The 15798-nt window shown below is 65.3% G+C and carries 10 protein-coding genes; 4 read left to right on the forward strand and 6 right to left on the reverse strand.

Annotated elements, in window-relative coordinates:
* Positions 1–228: 228 nt before the first annotated feature.
* On the forward strand, positions 229–1293 hold the full coding sequence (locus tag AC59GX_RS12600; protein WP_497301809.1) for an NAD(P)-dependent alcohol dehydrogenase: 1065 nt from the start codon (positions 229–231) through the stop codon (positions 1291–1293).
* A gap of 305 nt (positions 1294–1598) precedes the next feature.
* Here AC59GX_RS12600 and AC59GX_RS12605 read toward each other — a convergent pair whose 3' ends face one another.
* The 4 genes from AC59GX_RS12605 to AC59GX_RS12620 form a co-directional block, all read right to left on the reverse strand.
* Positions 1599–2204, reverse strand: a complete 606-nt coding sequence (locus AC59GX_RS12605) for a TIGR02466 family protein (protein ID WP_426281566.1) — start codon at positions 2202–2204, stop codon at positions 1599–1601.
* Complete coding sequence (gene pth, locus AC59GX_RS12610; RefSeq protein ID WP_497301811.1) at positions 2201–2770, reverse strand: aminoacyl-tRNA hydrolase; 570 nt, start codon at positions 2768–2770, stop codon at positions 2201–2203. The genes AC59GX_RS12605 and pth overlap by 4 nt, the downstream gene beginning before the upstream one ends.
* A 232-nt stretch (positions 2771–3002) precedes the next feature.
* Complete coding sequence (locus AC59GX_RS12615) at positions 3003–3701, reverse strand: 50S ribosomal protein L25/general stress protein Ctc (protein ID WP_056488652.1); 699 nt, start codon at positions 3699–3701, stop codon at positions 3003–3005.
* 265 nt (positions 3702–3966) lie between these two features.
* Positions 3967–4833 carry a TraB/GumN family protein gene (locus AC59GX_RS12620; protein ID WP_426281854.1) on the reverse strand — a complete coding sequence of 289 codons (867 nt, stop codon included), beginning with the start codon at positions 4831–4833 and terminating at the stop codon, positions 3967–3969.
* 201 nt (positions 4834–5034) lie between these two features.
* Here AC59GX_RS12620 and AC59GX_RS12625 point away from each other — a divergent pair, with 201 nt between their 5' ends.
* From AC59GX_RS12625 to ppdK, 3 genes are all read left to right on the forward strand, one after another.
* Positions 5035–5874 (forward strand): glycine--tRNA ligase subunit alpha, encoded by an 840-nt coding sequence (locus AC59GX_RS12625; RefSeq protein WP_093398883.1) that lies wholly within the window; start codon positions 5035–5037, stop codon positions 5872–5874.
* Positions 5875–6106: 232 nt separating this feature from the next.
* Complete coding sequence (glyS, locus tag AC59GX_RS12630) at positions 6107–8581, forward strand: glycine--tRNA ligase subunit beta (RefSeq protein WP_426281563.1); 2475 nt, start codon at positions 6107–6109, stop codon at positions 8579–8581.
* Between the two features lie 91 nt (positions 8582–8672).
* Positions 8673–11336, forward strand: a complete 2664-nt coding sequence (gene ppdK, locus AC59GX_RS12635; protein WP_426281562.1) for a pyruvate, phosphate dikinase — start codon at positions 8673–8675, stop codon at positions 11334–11336.
* 44 nt (positions 11337–11380) lie between these two features.
* Here the strand turns inward: ppdK and AC59GX_RS12640 are convergent, their stop codons facing one another.
* Entirely contained in the window at positions 11381–13519 is a 2139-nt protein-coding gene (locus tag AC59GX_RS12640) for a GDSL-type esterase/lipase family protein (protein WP_497301813.1), read from the reverse strand.
* Between the two features lie 39 nt (positions 13520–13558).
* Complete coding sequence (locus AC59GX_RS12645) at positions 13559–15682, reverse strand: alpha-glucuronidase family glycosyl hydrolase (protein ID WP_426281560.1); 2124 nt, start codon at positions 15680–15682, stop codon at positions 13559–13561.
* Positions 15683–15798 lie beyond the last annotated feature (116 nt).

Consider the following 15798-nt stretch of genomic DNA (forward strand, 5'->3'; position numbering starts at 1 on the left):
GGCAGGCACTTGCCTGACGGAGGGGGAGGCCCGCGCAACCGGCGTGGCATGTTCCTCCCCCTCCGTCGCTTCGCGCCACCTCCCCCTGGCGGGGGAGGATCAGACTGGCGCATGCGCTGATCGAACCACTCGATTGCCGCAGTGCAGCAAAATAATCATACCGGTCGGTAGTTATCATATGGTCGACGCTTATATCCCGATCCCAGCTTGAGATAGATCAGGAATTTCATGACCACGACCGCCCACAGCTACGCCGCGCAATCCCCCGAAACACCGCTCGCACCGTTCAGCTTCGAGCGCCGCGAACCCGGCAAGACCGACGTCGCGATCGATATCGCGTTCTGCGGTGTCTGCCATTCCGACCTCCACACCGCTAAGGGCGAGTGGGAAGGCACGCTCTACCCCTGCGTCCCCGGCCACGAGATCGTCGGTCACGTCACCGCCGTCGGCAGCGATGTTACCAAGTTCAAGGTCGGCGATGTCGTCGGCGTCGGCTGCATGGTCGACAGCTGCGGCGAGTGCCCATCGTGCAAGGACGGCGAGGAGCAATATTGCGAGACCACCGGCTTCGTCGGCACCTATAACGGCCCCGATCCCGTGCTCGGTGGCCACACCTTCGGCGGCTATTCGGACAAGATCGTCGTCGACGAAGGCTTCGTGCTGAAGGTCTCGCATCCCGAAGCCGACCTCGCCGCGGTCGCGCCGCTGCTCTGCGCCGGCATCACGACGTATTCGCCGCTCAAGCACTGGAAGGTCGGCCCCGGCCAGAAGGTCGGCATCGTCGGTCTCGGCGGTCTCGGCCACATGGGCGTCAAGATCGCCAACGCGATGGGCGCCGAGGTCTATGTCTTCTCGACCTCGCCGAACAAGCGCGAGGACGCCAAGCGTCTCGGCGCAAAGGACCTGATCGTGTCGAAGGACGAAGCCGCGATGGCCGAGCACGCCAACAGCTTCGACTTCATCCTGAACACCGTCGCAGCGAGCCACAACCTCGACACCTTCACCGCACTGCTGAAGCGCGACGGCACGATGACGCTGGTCGGCGTCCCCGAGCACGCGCATCCGTCGCCCTCGGTCGGCAACCTCATCTTCAAGCGCCGCGCGATCGCCGGCTCGCTGATCGGCGGCATCGCCGAGACGCAGGAGATGCTCGATTTCTGCAACGAGCACGGCCTGGTGTCGGACATCGAAATGATCCGCATGGACGAGATCGAGCCGTCCTATCAGCGCATGGTGAAGAGCGACGTGAAATACCGCTTCGTCATCGACATGGCGACAATGAAGACGGCGTAATCGGGCAGGGGCGGTGCTCAACGAGCGCCGCCTCAAACTCCCTCCCCTTCAGGGGAGGGTCGGGGTGGGGCAGTGCCACGAAGGCTAACCTATGCGGCCAAGCCCCACCCCAACCCTCCCCTGAAGGGGAGGGGGTAAGAAGGTGCCGAACGCTCCCCCAAACACTACCACCCCGGCGAAGGCCGGGGCCCAAGTGGGAAGGCTAAGCTGATGAAGGGCAGTCCTCAGTTAGCGACGTTCCCCAATTGGGCCCCGGCCTGCGCCGGGGTGGTACTCTGCGTGCCGAGCTGTCTCAGCCGCCCCCATCACCACCGATAGTTAAAACTAATACTAATCCGCTCACCCTTGGCAGCATTCGGCACGACCTCATGCCGCAACCAGCTCTCCCACAGAAAAACACTCCCCGGCTTAGGCTCGGCATACACGAACGTCCGAAGATCCTCCGCCGCATCCTCCAGCCGGGTCGGCGCCGCCATCATCATCGGCAACCGCGGATCCTCCAGCTTCAACGCCCCAGCCCCGTCCGGAATCGCCACATACATAGTCCCCGACACGACGCTATGCGGATGGATATGCCCCGAATGCGCGCCACCGGGCTTCAGGACGTTCACCCAAAGACTATCCAGCTTCAACTTCCGCCCGCCCAGATCGAACGCACAATCCTTCGCGAACTGCGCGACGTGCTTGTTCAACACCCGAACCAGATCCCCGAACCGCGGATCGCGGAGTGGCAGGTCGTTCAACGACGCATACGACGTGTACCCGCGATACCCATGCGCCTTCGACCACGCGACCCCGGCGCGATCCGCCTTCGCCAGTTCGAGCGCGGCGTCCTCCAGCTCCTCGACCAGATCGTCGTCACCGAGATCGGCCTCGTAGAACCGCGTGGCAAACAGGGAACGGGTGGTCATGGCTGCATCCTCAATGCGACATCGTTCATGAAGCGGACGTCGTCGCCTTCCGCCAGCCACTTGGCCTCCGCCGCCACCGCGCCGAGCATGCCGGACAGCGGCTCGATCTCGGCCTTCGCATAATTGCCGAGCACGTATCCGGTCACGCGATCCTTGTGCCCCGGATGCCCGATCCCCAGCCGCACGCGGCGAAACTCGGGTCCCAGATGCTGGTCGGTCGAGCGCAGCCCGTTATGCCCCGCAGTCCCGCCGCCGGTCTTCACCTTCACACGGAACGGTGCGATGTCGAGTTCGTCGTGAAACACCGTCAGCGCCTCGACGCCAAGCTTGTAGAAGCGCAGCGCCTCGCCGATCGCGCGGCCGCTCTCGTTCATGAAGGTCGCGGGTTTCAGCAGCAGGATCCTGGTCGAGCCGATCCGCCCCTCCTGCGTCCAGCCCTGGAACTGCTTCTTGACCGCGCCGAAGCCGTGCACCTCGGCGATCGCGTCGGCGACCATGAACCCGACATTGTGCCGGTGCATCGCATATTGCGCCCCCGGATTGCCGAGTCCCGCCCAGATCTGCACGTGTGATTCTCCAAAAACGATCGTTGTCCGCGCCCCAAACCGTCATTCCCGCGGAGGCGGGAACCCATACTGGCAAACCCCTCGATTCAACAGGAAAGGTCCGAGGGTCTGGATCCCTGCCTGCGCGGGGATGACGGTTTTTTGGGTAGGCGAACGGCTTGCAAAACGAAACGGGCGGGAAAGCCCTAGCTTTCCCGCCCGCCAGATCATCCTAACACGAAGGGCTGAACCCTCAGTCCTTCTTCTGCGGCGTGATCTTGTCGTCGTCGTTGTCATCGTCGTTAGGCTCAACGACCGGCTCTTCGTCCGAAGCAGCCTCGGCAGCCTGAGCTTCGGCGACTTCAGCCTCGAGCTCTTCGTCCTCGACGGTCGGCACGGTCGGCGGCACGATCGTGGCGATCGCGAAGTCGCGGTCGTCGATCGCGGGCGTGGCGCCCTTGGGCAGCTTCACGTCGCTGATGTGGATCGAATCACCGATCTCCAGACCGGCGAGCGAAATCGTGATCTCGCTCGGGATGTCCGAAGCGTCGACGACCAGCTCGATCTCGTGACGCGTGATGTTGAGGACGCCCTTGCCCTTCTTGATGCCCGGTGCGTCGTCCTCGTCGGTGAACGCGATCGGCACCGCGACGGTGACGGTCGAATGCTCGCCGATGCGCAGGAAGTCGACATGGATCGGGCGGTCCGAAACCGGGTGGAACGACACGTCCTTCGGCAGCGTGCGCACGCCGTTGACCATCACGACGGAATTCATGAAGTGGCCGGTCATCAGCGCCTTCATCAGCGCCTTTTCCTCGAGGTGAACCGAGGTTGGTTCCTGGTTCAGGCCGTATATCACGGCAGGCACGCGGCCATCACGACGCAGCGCCCGGGAGGCTCCCTTGCCAACCCGGTCACGCGTCTCGGCTGCGAGCGTCAACTGGTCGCTCATCTGTATTCTCCGAAACTCGTTTGTTGTCCTTCCCGCCCACGCCTCCAGGGATGACCATGGACCGGAAGCGCGGGCGCATAGCGGAAAGCGAGGTCAGAATCAACTAAACCCTCGCCCCTCCGGGGAGAGGGAGGGGCCCGCGTGCGCTTGCACGTGGGAGGGTGAGGGGCGGTGAGGCTCGGGACGTTTTATCCCAACTCCCCCTCACCCTTCCGTCGCAAGGGCTCCTCCCTCCCTCTCCCCGAGGGGAGAGGGACTCGATGGCTCAATACCGAACCCGCTCAGCCTGCACCCCAAGCTTAGCCAACTGCGCCTGAACGCTGTCCTTGCCCGCGAGATGCCCAGCACCGACCGCGACAAACACAGTCCCCGGCGTCCCGAGGCGAGTCTTCACCCATTCAGCCCAGCGCGCATTACGATCCACCAGCAGCACCTTCGCCACCTCGGGCGAGTCCTTCAAACTGTCGTTCATCTCCTTGGCGAGGGCTTCAGGATCCCCCTTCGCCCACTCGTCCACCATCGTCGCCATCGTGCTCTCGAGCTTAGGCAGCTCGTCGATCGTGCTCCCCAGAAACTGGATCTGCGCCTTCTGCGACAGCCCGCCGAAATACCCAAGCTGCTGCTCCGCCGTTTCAAGCCCGATCACCGGCTTCCCCGCAGCCTTCGCCGCCGCCGTAATTACCTGCTCGGGCCCGTTCGCCGAGTCGTACCCAAGCTTCGACAGCGGCGCGATCGACAGGTTGGTCGCCGCCAGCCAAGGCTTGAACCGATCGAACGCATTCGCCGGGAGCCCCAGGTCGGTCACCGCCTTCGCATATGCCGCACGCTTGTCCGCAGGCAGCTGCTCGGTCAGCGTCGGCCCGTCCTTCGACACGCCGGTCGCCATCACCAGCGACTGCATCTTCGCCGGATCGGGCATCACCAGCTCCAGCACCACCTGGTTCGAGCGATCGAACGCAGTCTTCACCGCCTCGTCGAACCACGTCATGCCGGGCTTCAACACATGGATCGTCCCGAACAGGTAGATCGTCGTGTCCTTGTCCTTCACCACCCACAACGCCGGATCGGCATCGTTCGCGGCTTGCACAGGCTTCGGCGCGACCTGCGCACAGGCGGGCAGGGCGAACGCCATGGCGATGGCAGAGAGCGCGGATCGGAACGAAACGATCTTCGAAAACAGCTTCAAGGTGACGGCATCCTCATTGTTGGTTTGGCCCCATGTAGGACGCCCGGTCGCAACGCACCACTTGCCTCCCGCACCCCCATCCGCCAAAGCCCGCGCGTGACCCAGCCCGTGACCCAGCCCGTGAAAAAGCCTCTTAGCTTCCAGCGCATGATCCTCACGCTCCACGATTACTGGAGCGAGCACGGGTGCCTGATCCTGCAGCCCTACGACATGGAAATGGGCGCGGGCACCTTCCACACCGCCACGACGCTCCGCGCGCTCGGGCCGAAACCGTGGAACGCCGCGTTCGTGCAGCCCTGCCGCCGCCCGACCGACGGGCGCTACGGCGAGAACCCCAACCGGCTCCAGCATTACTACCAGTACCAGGTCATCCTGAAGCCAAGCCCCGCCAACCTCCAGGAGCTCTACCTCGGCAGCCTAGCCGCGATCGGCATCGACATGCTGAAGCACGACATCCGCTTCGTCGAGGACGATTGGGAAAGCCCAACGCTCGGCGCCTGGGGGCTCGGCTGGGAGGTCTGGTGCGACGGCATGGAGGTGACTCAGTTCACCTATTTCCAGCAGATGGGCGGCTTCGACATGAAGCCCGTCGCTGGCGAACTCACCTACGGGCTGGAGCGCCTCGCGATGTACATCCAGGACAAGGACTCGGTCTACGACCTGGCGTTCAACGACGCCGGGGTGACCTACGGCGACGTGTTCCTGGAGAACGAGCAGGAGATGTCGAAGTGGAACTTCGAGATCGCCGACACGGACTCGCTCTTCGACCAGTTCCGCAAGCACGTCGCCGAATGCGAGAACTCACTGGCCGCCAAGCTCCCGATCCCAGCCTACGAGCAGGCGATCAAAGCCAGCCACATCTTCAACCTGTTGCAAGCCCGCGGCGTAATCTCGGTAGCCGAACGCCAAGCCTATATGGGCCGCGTCCGAGACCTCGCGAAAGGCGCCTGCGCCGCCTGGATGGACAAGCACGGATGGGCGGCGTGATGGCTGTTCGTCGACAAGAAGGTTTTTGCGCGCAGAGGCGCAGAGGCGCGGAGCAGAAGGCAGGGCCGTCGGTATATCGACCGGCAATCCGGCTTCGGCATGTTCAAAGACGCCTGCGGCGTCACTTGTTCGCGCGCAGCGCAACCGCTCCAACCTTCTCTTCTACCCTTCTCCTCCGCGCCTCTGCGCCTCTGCGCGAAACCCCTTCTCTCTTCTTCGCGTGCGAACCCAAATGACCGACTTCCTCCTAGAACTCCGCTCCGAAGAAATCCCCGCCCGGATGCAGTCCAAGGCGCGTGAAGACCTCGCGAAGCTGTTCACCGCCGAGCTCGCCAAGGCCGGCATCGCCACCAGCGCCATCGTCACCTACGCGACCCCGCGCCGCCTGACGCTGATCGCGCGCGACCTGCCGCTTGAGACCGCCGCCGTCTCCGAGGAAACCAAGGGCCCGAAGACCTCAGCCCCACCCCAGGCACTCGAAGGCTTCCTCCGCAAGACGGGCCTCACGCGCGAGCAACTCATAGACCGCAACGGTACGCTCTTCGCAGTCACGGAGAAGCCCGGCCGCGCCACCGCCGCCGTGCTCGCCGAGGCGATCCCCGCGATCGTCCGCGCGTTCCCGTGGCCGAAGTCGATGCGCTGGGGCGATGCGTCGGCCAGCACTGAATCGCTCCGGTGGGTCCGCCCGCTGCAAGGCATCGTCGCGCTGCTCGGCGATGAGATCGTGCCGTTCGAGATCGCCGGCATCGCCAGCGGCGCCGCCACGCTCGGCCACCGCTTCCACCACCCGTACCAGATCACGATCGGCGGCGCGCACGACTATGTCGAGAAACTGCGCGCCTGCCACGTCATCGTCGACCACGACGAACGCGCCACGCTGATCCGCGACCACGCCCGCGAAGCCGCCGCGCAGGCCGGCCTCGAACTGATCGAGGACGAGGGCCTAGTCGCGGAGAATGCTGGCCTCACGGAATGGCCGATTCCCCTGCTCGGCCAGTTCGATCCCGCGTTTCTCGACGTCCCGCCCGAGGTGATCCAGCTCACGGCGCGCGTGAACCAGAAATATTTCGTCTGCCGCGGCGCGGACGGAAAATTGGCGAACGCTTTCGTCTGTACCGCTAACATCGCCGCGCATGACGGCGGCGCGAAGATCGTCGAGGGCAATCGCAAGGTCCTCGCCGCGCGCCTGTCGGACGCCAAGTTCTTCTACGACACCGACCTCAAGGTCCCGCTCGAAGAGCAGGCGGAGAAGCTGTCGAAGATCGTCTTCCACGAAAAGCTCGGCACCGTAGCCGACAAGGTCGACCGCGTCGCGAAACTCGCCCGCTGGCTGGTAGAAGAGGGCATAGTCGCTTCTGCTTCTGCTCCCTTCCCGCTCGCGGGAGGGGTCGGGGGAGGGCCTGACACAACCACCACCGCCGCGTTTGAGGCTAGCCCCTCCCCCGACCCCTCCCGCAAGCGGGATGGGAGAGAAGAGCTCGCAGACCTAGCAGACCGCGCAGCCCGCCTCGCAAAAGCAGACCTAGTCACCGGCATGGTCGGCGAGTTCCCCGAGTTGCAAGGCCTGATGGGCGGCTACTACGCCGCCGCGCAGGGCGAGCACCCGTCCGTCGCCACCGCCATCCGCGACCACTACAAGCCGGTCGGCCAAGGCGACGACGTCCCCACCGACCCGGTAACGGTGGCCGTAAGCTTGGCGGACAAGCTGGATACGATTGCTGGCTTCTTCGGGATTAACGAGAAGCCAACGGGCTCGAAGGATCCTTTTGCTCTACGTCGAGCGGCGCTGGGTGCCATCCGCATCATTACCGTCAACCAACTGCGACTTGGCTTTCGTCGGGCTTTGATTCAGGCACTTACCCAGCACGGCGTGTTTTGGTGGAACCGGTTGCTGGCTGGCGCGCGTCGGGTAGACGAAATTTCGGACGACCGGATGGCAGCGTTCTTTTCCTTGGCATCCCAACACGACATCCAAACGGAAGGTTTGCGGGGCGGGAGTTTAGAGAGCGTTCTGACTGCACGCCTGTCCGAAGACCAAGTACCCGCGGCAGTGTTCGCCTTCGCTGATATGAAGCAGCAAGAGATCGTTCCGTTTTTCGGGGAAAGACTCTCGGTCCAACAACGCGAAGCCGGCGTCCGTCACGACCTGATCGACGCGGTGTTCGCGCTCGGCGGCGAGGACGATCTCGTCCGCCTGCTCGCGCGCGTCCACGCGCTCCAGGCGTTCGTGACCACCGAGGACGGTGCGAACCTGCTCGCCGGCTACAAGCGCGCCGCCAATATTTTGAAGAAGGAAGCGCCGAAGGACGACGCAGCCTCTTCTGCTCCCATCCCTGAAAGGGAGGGGCCGGGGGTGGGTAGCCCTCGTGGGAACGCCGCGCCCGCCTCGGACCGACCCACCCCCAACCCCTCCCTTCCAGGGAGGGGCGAAGAAGAAGCGCTGTCCTACACCCCCGAACCCGCAGAGACCGCGCTGATGACCGCGCTCGACTCCGCCGAACCCCGCGCCACCGCCGCGATCGCGCGCGAAGACTTCGCCGCCGCCATGGCCGCGCTCGCCTCGCTGCGCGCCCCGATCGACGCATTCTTTGATAGCGTTATCGTCAACGATTCCGATCCCGCCAAGCGATCCGCTCGTCTCGCGCTACTTGAGCGAGTCCGCGCCGCAGTGCACAACGTCGCGGATTTCTCGAAGATCGAGGGTTGATTTGAAGCGAAGTGCAGATGCTCCCAGCGTCTGCACTTTGTGCACTTCCGCGCCGTCTTGCGGGTAAAAACAAACACTTAGAGGACCGACCATGACCCAATATGTGTATCGCTTCGGCGGCGGTGTTTCGGATGGCGGCAAGGGCGACAAGAACCTGCTCGGCGGCAAGGGCGCGAACCTTGCCGAGATGGCGTCGATCGGCCTGCCGGTCCCGCCGGGCTTCACGATCTCGACCGATTTCTGCGCGGTCTATTACGACGAGGGCGGCCAGTTCCCGCAGGGCCTGCGCGACGAGGTCGCAACCGGCCTCGCGCACATCGAGGGCGTCACGGGCAAGACGTTCGGCGACCCCGCCGACCCGTTGCTCGTCTCGGTCCGGTCGGGCGCCCGCGCGTCGATGCCGGGGATGATGGACACCGTCCTCAACCTCGGCCTCAACGACGAGACCGTCGAAGGCCTCGCCGCCAAGTCCGAGGACGCGCGGTTCGCCTGGGACAGCTATCGCCGCTTCATCCAGATGTACGCCGACGTCGTCCTCGAACTCGATCACGGCGCGTTCGAGGAAGCGCTGGAGATCGCCAAGGAAGACCAGGGCTTCACGCTCGACACCGAACTCTCGGCCGACGACCTGCGCAAACTCGTCGCCGAATATAAGGGCCTCGTCGAGAAGCTCTGGGGCAAGCCTTTCCCGCAGGACGTCCACGACCAGCTCTGGGGCGCGGTCGGTGCCGTCTTCGGCTCGTGGCAGTCCGAGCGTGCGAAAGTCTATCGCCGCCTCAATGATATCCCCGGCGGCTGGGGCACTGCGGTCAACATCCAGGCGATGGTGTTCGGCAACATGGGCGACACATCGGCCACCGGCGTCGCGTTCACGCGCGACCCGTCCAAGGGCGACCGCGCCTACTACGGCGAATTCCTGATCAATGCGCAGGGCGAAGACGTCGTCGCCGGCATCCGCACCCCGCAGTATCTGACCAAGACCGCGCGCGAAGACGCCGGCGCCAAGCCCGCCTCGATGGAAGAGGCGATGCCCGAGGTCTATCACCAGCTCGCCGACGTGTTCGACACCCTCGAAAACCACTATCGCGACATGCAGGACATCGAGTTCACGGTCGAGAAGACCAAGCTCTGGATGCTCCAGACCCGCGCCGGCAAGCGCACCGCCAAGGCCGCGCTCAAGATCGCCGTCGACATGGCCAACGAAGGTCTGATCAGCCGCGAGGAAGCGATCCTGCGCATCGAGCCGATGGCGCTCGACCAGCTGCTCCACCCGACGCTCGACCCCAAGGCGCACCGCGACGTCCTGACCAAGGGCCTTCCCGCATCGCCGGGTGCAGCCTCAGGCGCAGTCGTGTTCGACGCCGATGCCGCCGAGAAGAAGGCCGCCGACGGCGTCGCAGTCATCCTCGTCCGGACCGAGACCTCGCCCGACGACATCCACGGCATGCATGCGGCGAAGGGCATCCTGACCGCACGCGGCGGCATGACGAGCCACGCTGCCGTGGTGGCCCGCGGCATGGGGCGCCCCTGCGTTTCCGGCGCCGGCACGCTCTCCATCGACGCCAAGGCCAAGATCATGCGCTGCGGCGGCCGCGAGGTGAAGGAGGGCGACCTGCTCACCATCGACGGCACCACCGGCGAAGTGATGATCGGCGCGGTCGCAACCGTCCAACCCGAGCTGTCGGGTGATTTCGCCACGCTGATGGTCTGGGCCGACGAGGTCCGCCGCCTCAAGGTCCGCGCCAACGCCGAGACCCCCGAGGATTGCCGCGTCGCGCGCGAGTTCGGCGCCGAGGGTGTCGGGCTGTGCCGCACCGAGCACATGTTCTTCGAAAGCAGCCGCATCACCAACGTCCGCCAGATGATCCTGGCGTCGGACGAGAAGGGGCGCCGCGTCGCGCTCGAGAAGCTGCTCCCCGAACAGCGCAAGGACTTCACGGAAATCCTCGAGGTGATGGCCGGCCTGCCGGTGACGATCCGCCTGCTAGACCCGCCGCTCCACGAATTCCTCCCGCACGAGGAATCCGAATTTGCCGAAGTCGCGACCGCGGCGGGCGTCGATGTCGACACGCTCAAGCGCCGCGCGGCGGAACTGCACGAGTTCAACCCGATGCTCGGCCATCGCGGCTGCCGTCTCGGCGTGACCTACCCCGAGATCTACGAGATGCAGGCGCGCGCCATCTTCGAGGCGGCCGTGGATGTCGCGGAGAAGTCCGGCGCAGCCCCGATCCCTGAAGTCATGATCCCGCTGGTCGCCACCCGCCGCGAGCTGGAGCTGATGAAGGCCGTGGTAGACAAGGCCGCGAAGGCCGTGTTCGCCGAAAAGGGCCGGACGATCGAGTATCTCGTCGGCACGATGATCGAACTCCCCCGCGCCGCGTTGCGGGCTGGCGAGATCGCGGAAGTCGGCGAGTTCTTCTCGTTCGGCACCAACGATTTGACGCAGACCACCTTGGGCGTCAGCCGCGACGACGCCTCGCGCTTCCTCGGCGCGTATGTCGAGCAGGGCATCTACGCCAAGGACCCGTTCGTGAGCATCGACGTCGAAGGCGTCGGCGAACTGATCGAAATCGCCGCCGAACGCGGGCGCAAGACCCGCGAGGGCATCAAGCTCGGCATCTGCGGCGAACACGGCGGCGACCCCGCCAGCATCGCGTTCTGCGAAAAGGTCGGCCTCGATTACGTCTCCGCCAGCCCCTACCGCGTCCCGATCGCCCGGCTTGCAGCGGCGCAGGCGGCACTCAACGAGAAGTGAGGTGAAACCCCTCTCTCCCGATCCGGGGGAGAGAGGGGCGGCAATCAGCTACACAGACCCGCCGGCGGACCGGCCAGCGCGGGCAGGGCAGGCGGGCCGGCAAGCGACGGCGTCGGCCCCGGCAGCGAAAGGCCGACCGCCGGCGCATAATAGGGATCGGCTTCGGCGTCGGGCAGCGTCACGAAACGGAACCCCATCTCGCGGTACAGCGCGAGCAGCTTCGGCAACATTCGCGCATCGAACGCCCCGACATGCATCAGCAGGACATAGGGAATGTCCCGTCCCACCTGAGCCTTGGCCCGCGCCCGTGCCGCCAACGCAGCAGCCCGCGCATCGCCGAGAAAGCTCGCCTCAAGCGTGGCGATCGCACCCACATCCCGCTTGACCGAGCAAGCGGCATAGACCGGGTTCCAGCTAAAATCGTTGAAACTCATCGTCACCGCCGCAACCCGATACCCGCGAGCCCGCAGGTCGGCACGGGCCGCGTCGCGAACCGCCGGTGTGCTACCCTCAGAAAGGAACGGATACCGAAACCAATGCCAGTCGGTCCCCTTGGCGACGGCGGAAAGAGGCGCTTCGTTCCGGACCACATCGGCGGAAAACGCAGCCGCGCCCACCTTGTCGAGATTGGCATGCGAGTAAGTGTGGTTGCCAAGTGGCAGTCCGGCAGCACGCCAAGCCGCGATCGCCCCTGCAGCATCGTCCGGCGCATCGAGGCCAAATCCCGCATTCAGAAACCCGAACGCCGGCGCCTTCGCCGCGGCCAGCGCCCCGGTAATCGCCCGGATCACATCCACCCGAGTCTGCCCCGGTATGAGTGGCCCGTGTGCCGGAATATCGTCGAAGGTGATCGCAATGGCAGGACGTTTGTCCGCTCGGTTCGAGGGGCCTACCGGCACGGGAGCCGCAACGCCGATCACCGATCGCGACCGGGTCGACGCGCGCGCGCCGCGGAACAGACTCAGCGGTACAGCCTTGCCCATCGTCCTATAGCCAGCTTCGGACGGGTGCAGGTGGTCACCCGAGTCATACGCAGGAGACAGCCGATCGGGATGCGCCGGGTCGCGCATCAATCGGTCGAAATCGATGACGGCGTCGAACACACCGGAGGTTCGGATGAACGTGTTGACGGCCTGCCGATCCGCCTCGTTCTCCGCGGTCGGATGATAATTGGTGTTGCCGCCAAACGGCATCACCGTCCCGCCGATCACCTTGATCCCGTGAGCATGCGCCCGCGCGACGACTTGCGCGAAGCCGGCCGTGATTTGCGCAACAATCACGGCATGTTGCGCAGGAGTGGCGGGCGCCTCGCGCGTCAGGACGCCAAGGTCGTTCACACCCTCCAGCACGATCGCCCAGCGCACGCCGCTACGCGCGATCACGTCGCGGTCGAACCGTGCGAGCATATTGGGACCAAGTCCGTCGAGCAGAACGCGATTGCCGCCGATCCCCGCATTGACAACGCCGATCGCGCGTGTCGCCGTAGTTCCGCGAAGTCTCTGTGCGAGCACGTCGGTCCAACGGGTGTTGCGCTCGGGCTTCACGCCGTAACCGTCGGTGATCGAGTCGCCGATCGCCACGATCGTCCCCGCCGTCGGCGCGGCAGCGACCTCGATATCCGCGATCGCATACCAGTGCGTCGTCGGTGTTGCGCCCGCCAACGTTTCGTCCGCCACCGCGTTGCCTGCCAGCGTGAAACTCGTAGCGCGGGAGCCGGGGTGGCCGGTCTGCGGGCTGGCGGCGTCCGACAGATACAGGCTGATGGCTAGATCGGCACCGGCTGTGACGGAGAACGTGATGGGGTCGGTGTAGATTTCCGCGCCGGCCGGGATGACTGCGTCGCTCTGGCCGGAGAAGTTCAGCCGCGCGTCGCCCTCGATCCGCGGCGTACCGGGGGCGACCGATCGGGCGACGTGCGCCCCACCGATCGCCAGTGGGCGCGTGCCGAACGCGTTGGAAAGCCGGATGCGTATGCGTTCGCCCCCGGCCGAGACCCGCACCACTTGGCGCAGCGTGATCGCGGCGGCCCGATCGGCTGGGAGCGCATTGTCCCCCTCGGCGATCATCTGCGACGATCCCCATGTTGCAATCCAATGTGCGTCTCGGGTCGGCGCAGTGTCCCGCGCGCCCGCGCCTGTCACGATCAGGGCGCACAACACCAGCGCTACCGGCCACCGTCTCATCATCGCATCCTCGTCCTCTTATCCAGTGTCAGCGCGCAGCTATTGCGGGTTGCCGGGCGCGTACGGGAAGCGCTGTGCCTTGTACCATGCCAAGTCATGTGCGGGTGCCGCGGCCCCCGCCGGGAGCGGCAGGCCGTTGACCGACATCCAATAGGCAAGGCTGGCATCCCGCCACCAGCGCGCCTCGCGCTCTTGGACCGCTAGATACGTCGCGGTCTTTGCCCAGCGCTCGGCATCGACCTCGGTCTTCACGCCGTCCCACTGCCGACGCATGCCGGCCACGTAGCCCACGCCCGCATCGTAATCATGGACCATTTCCGCCCACACCGATCGCCCTGAGGTCGTCCGGTACGTCCACGGTACATGGTGGAACCACAGCAGGTCGCGCTCAGGGGTAGTCGCAGGATCGGCCAGTTTGCGGGCAAGCTCGGGCGCGTATTGCGTAACCGCGTTGCTCCCGGTCTTGGTCCGATCGAAGCCGATCCCCGCCTTGTCGGCGCGGTGGTAATAGACCGGGTTCCATTCGGGGCGCTTGAGGTCGGCCACCCACGGGCCGGGGCCGTAATGGTGGCCCGTCGCCATAACGTGCGCGAGGCCGAGCGGTGTCATGTAATCGACCACCGCCTCGCGCGATCCCATCATCATCGCGACCACCGGATCAACGACGACGGGGGAGGGCGCGAACGTCATCGCCGCCCATTCGCGCGCGACAGGTGCGGCGCCGAGCGTCGGATCCCACGCCATCCTTCCGAACGCGTACCAGTTCGCCTGGTTGAACGTCGATCCCGCCCAGTCGCGGTCGCGGCCGATATTCGCCACGCCCGCCATGCCGGTAAGTCTATGACCTTCCACCGAACCGTCGACGACCTTCGCCACGGTCTCACCGGGCGTCCGCATCGTCTGACTGCCGAGCGTCTCGGCGAACAGCGGCCCGAGATAGGCAAGGTGCGTTGCGAAGCCAAGATACTCCTTGGTGATCTGGAACTCGATCATCAGCGGGGTCTTGGGCATCGCGCCGAACAGCGGGTGGAACGGCTCGCGCGGCTGGAAGTCGATCGCGCCGTTCTTGACCTGGACGATGACGTTGCGCGCGAACTTGCCGTCGAGTGGCTTGAATTCGGTATAGGCCTGCTTCGCGCGGTCATCGGGGTCGGTCTCGGCATAGACGAACGCGCGCCACATCACGATCCCGCCATGCGGTGCGACCGCAGCGGCGAGCATGTTGGCGCCGTCCGCATGGCTGCGGTGGTAATCACGCGGGCCCGGCTGCCCCTCGCTGTTCGCCTTGATCAGGAAGCCTCCGAAATCGGGAATGCTGCGATAGATTTCGTCGGCCTTCGCCTTCCACCACGCCGCGACTTGCGGATCGAGCGGATCGGCGGTCTTCAACCCGCCGAGTTCGATCGGGGCCGAGAATCGCGCCGACAGATATACCTTGATCCCATATGGCCGGAAAACGTCGGCGAGCGCAGCAGCCTTGGCGATGTACGGCGCGGTAAGGCTCTCCGCCTTCGCGTTGACGTTGTTGAGGACAGTGCCGTTGATCCCGATCGAGGCATTGGCGCGCGCGTAGTCGGTGTAACGCGGGTCGCGGAAATCGGGGAGTGTCCACCAGTCCCACAGCGACGCGCCGGCATAACCACGCTCGACCACGCCATCCAGATTGTCCCAGTGGTTGAGCACGCGCAGTTTCACGCGGGGGCTCGAGGTCAGGGCGATACGGTCGAGGCTGCCGCCGGTCTGGAGATGACGCAGCAGCGCGAAGCTGCCGTAGAGCACGCCGCGATCGGTGTTGGCGGTGACGAGAAGCACGCGGCGGGACCCGAGCGTGACGTGTCCAACGCGGTACCCCTCATCGCCGAGCGCTGCCAGCGGAAGGCGGAGTGCTGCGACGTCGGGATCGTTGGTGGTGGCCAGCAGGATCGGCAGCGTGCTCGTCCCGAACAAACCTACGCCGCGGCGTAATTCCGCCGCGGCCACCTTCAGCGTAGGTGTATCGCCGCGTGCCTCGATCGTGGGTGCGCCGCGCGCGCCTGTCGTCGCCGAAGCCGGATATCGCAGCCAGAGATCATAGCCGTCTTCAGCTTGCGCCGGTCCGGTCAAACCAATTGCCGCTCCGAACAGAAGCACGAACTTACCGATCCATCGGCCGAATATCGTCATAATCCTCTCCCGCCGTTCCGCACCACATTGACAGGATCGCGGATGATCAGCCATGTTATCGCTATCACGACGACGGCTTCGACAGCAATGCCGCGTTTCACATTAGGAGATAATCT

The sequence above is a fragment of the Sphingomonas sp. 320_CC genome (assembly GCF_059691795.1).

Bases quoted from the DNA above. Each gene is read 5' to 3' on its own strand.
- AC59GX_RS12600 (WP_497301809.1), top strand. From the start codon at position 229: ATGACCACGACCGCCCACAGCTACGCCGCGCAATCCCCCGAAACACCG.
- AC59GX_RS12605 (WP_426281566.1), bottom strand. From the start codon at position 2,204: ATGACCACCCGTTCCCTGTTTGCCACGCGGTTCTACGAGGCCGATCTC.
- AC59GX_RS12615 (WP_056488652.1), bottom strand. From the start codon at position 3,701: ATGAGCGACCAGTTGACGCTCGCAGCCGAGACGCGTGACCGGGTTGGC.
- AC59GX_RS12620 (WP_426281854.1), bottom strand. From the start codon at position 4,833: ATGGCGTTCGCCCTGCCCGCCTGTGCGCAGGTCGCGCCGAAGCCTGTG.
- AC59GX_RS12625 (WP_093398883.1), top strand. From the start codon at position 5,035: ATGATCCTCACGCTCCACGATTACTGGAGCGAGCACGGGTGCCTGATC.
- glyS (WP_426281563.1), top strand. From the start codon at position 6,107: ATGACCGACTTCCTCCTAGAACTCCGCTCCGAAGAAATCCCCGCCCGG.
- ppdK (WP_426281562.1), top strand. From the start codon at position 8,673: ATGACCCAATATGTGTATCGCTTCGGCGGCGGTGTTTCGGATGGCGGC.
- AC59GX_RS12640 (WP_497301813.1), bottom strand. From the start codon at position 13,519: ATGAGACGGTGGCCGGTAGCGCTGGTGTTGTGCGCCCTGATCGTGACA.
- AC59GX_RS12645 (WP_426281560.1), bottom strand. From the start codon at position 15,682: ATGACGATATTCGGCCGATGGATCGGTAAGTTCGTGCTTCTGTTCGGA.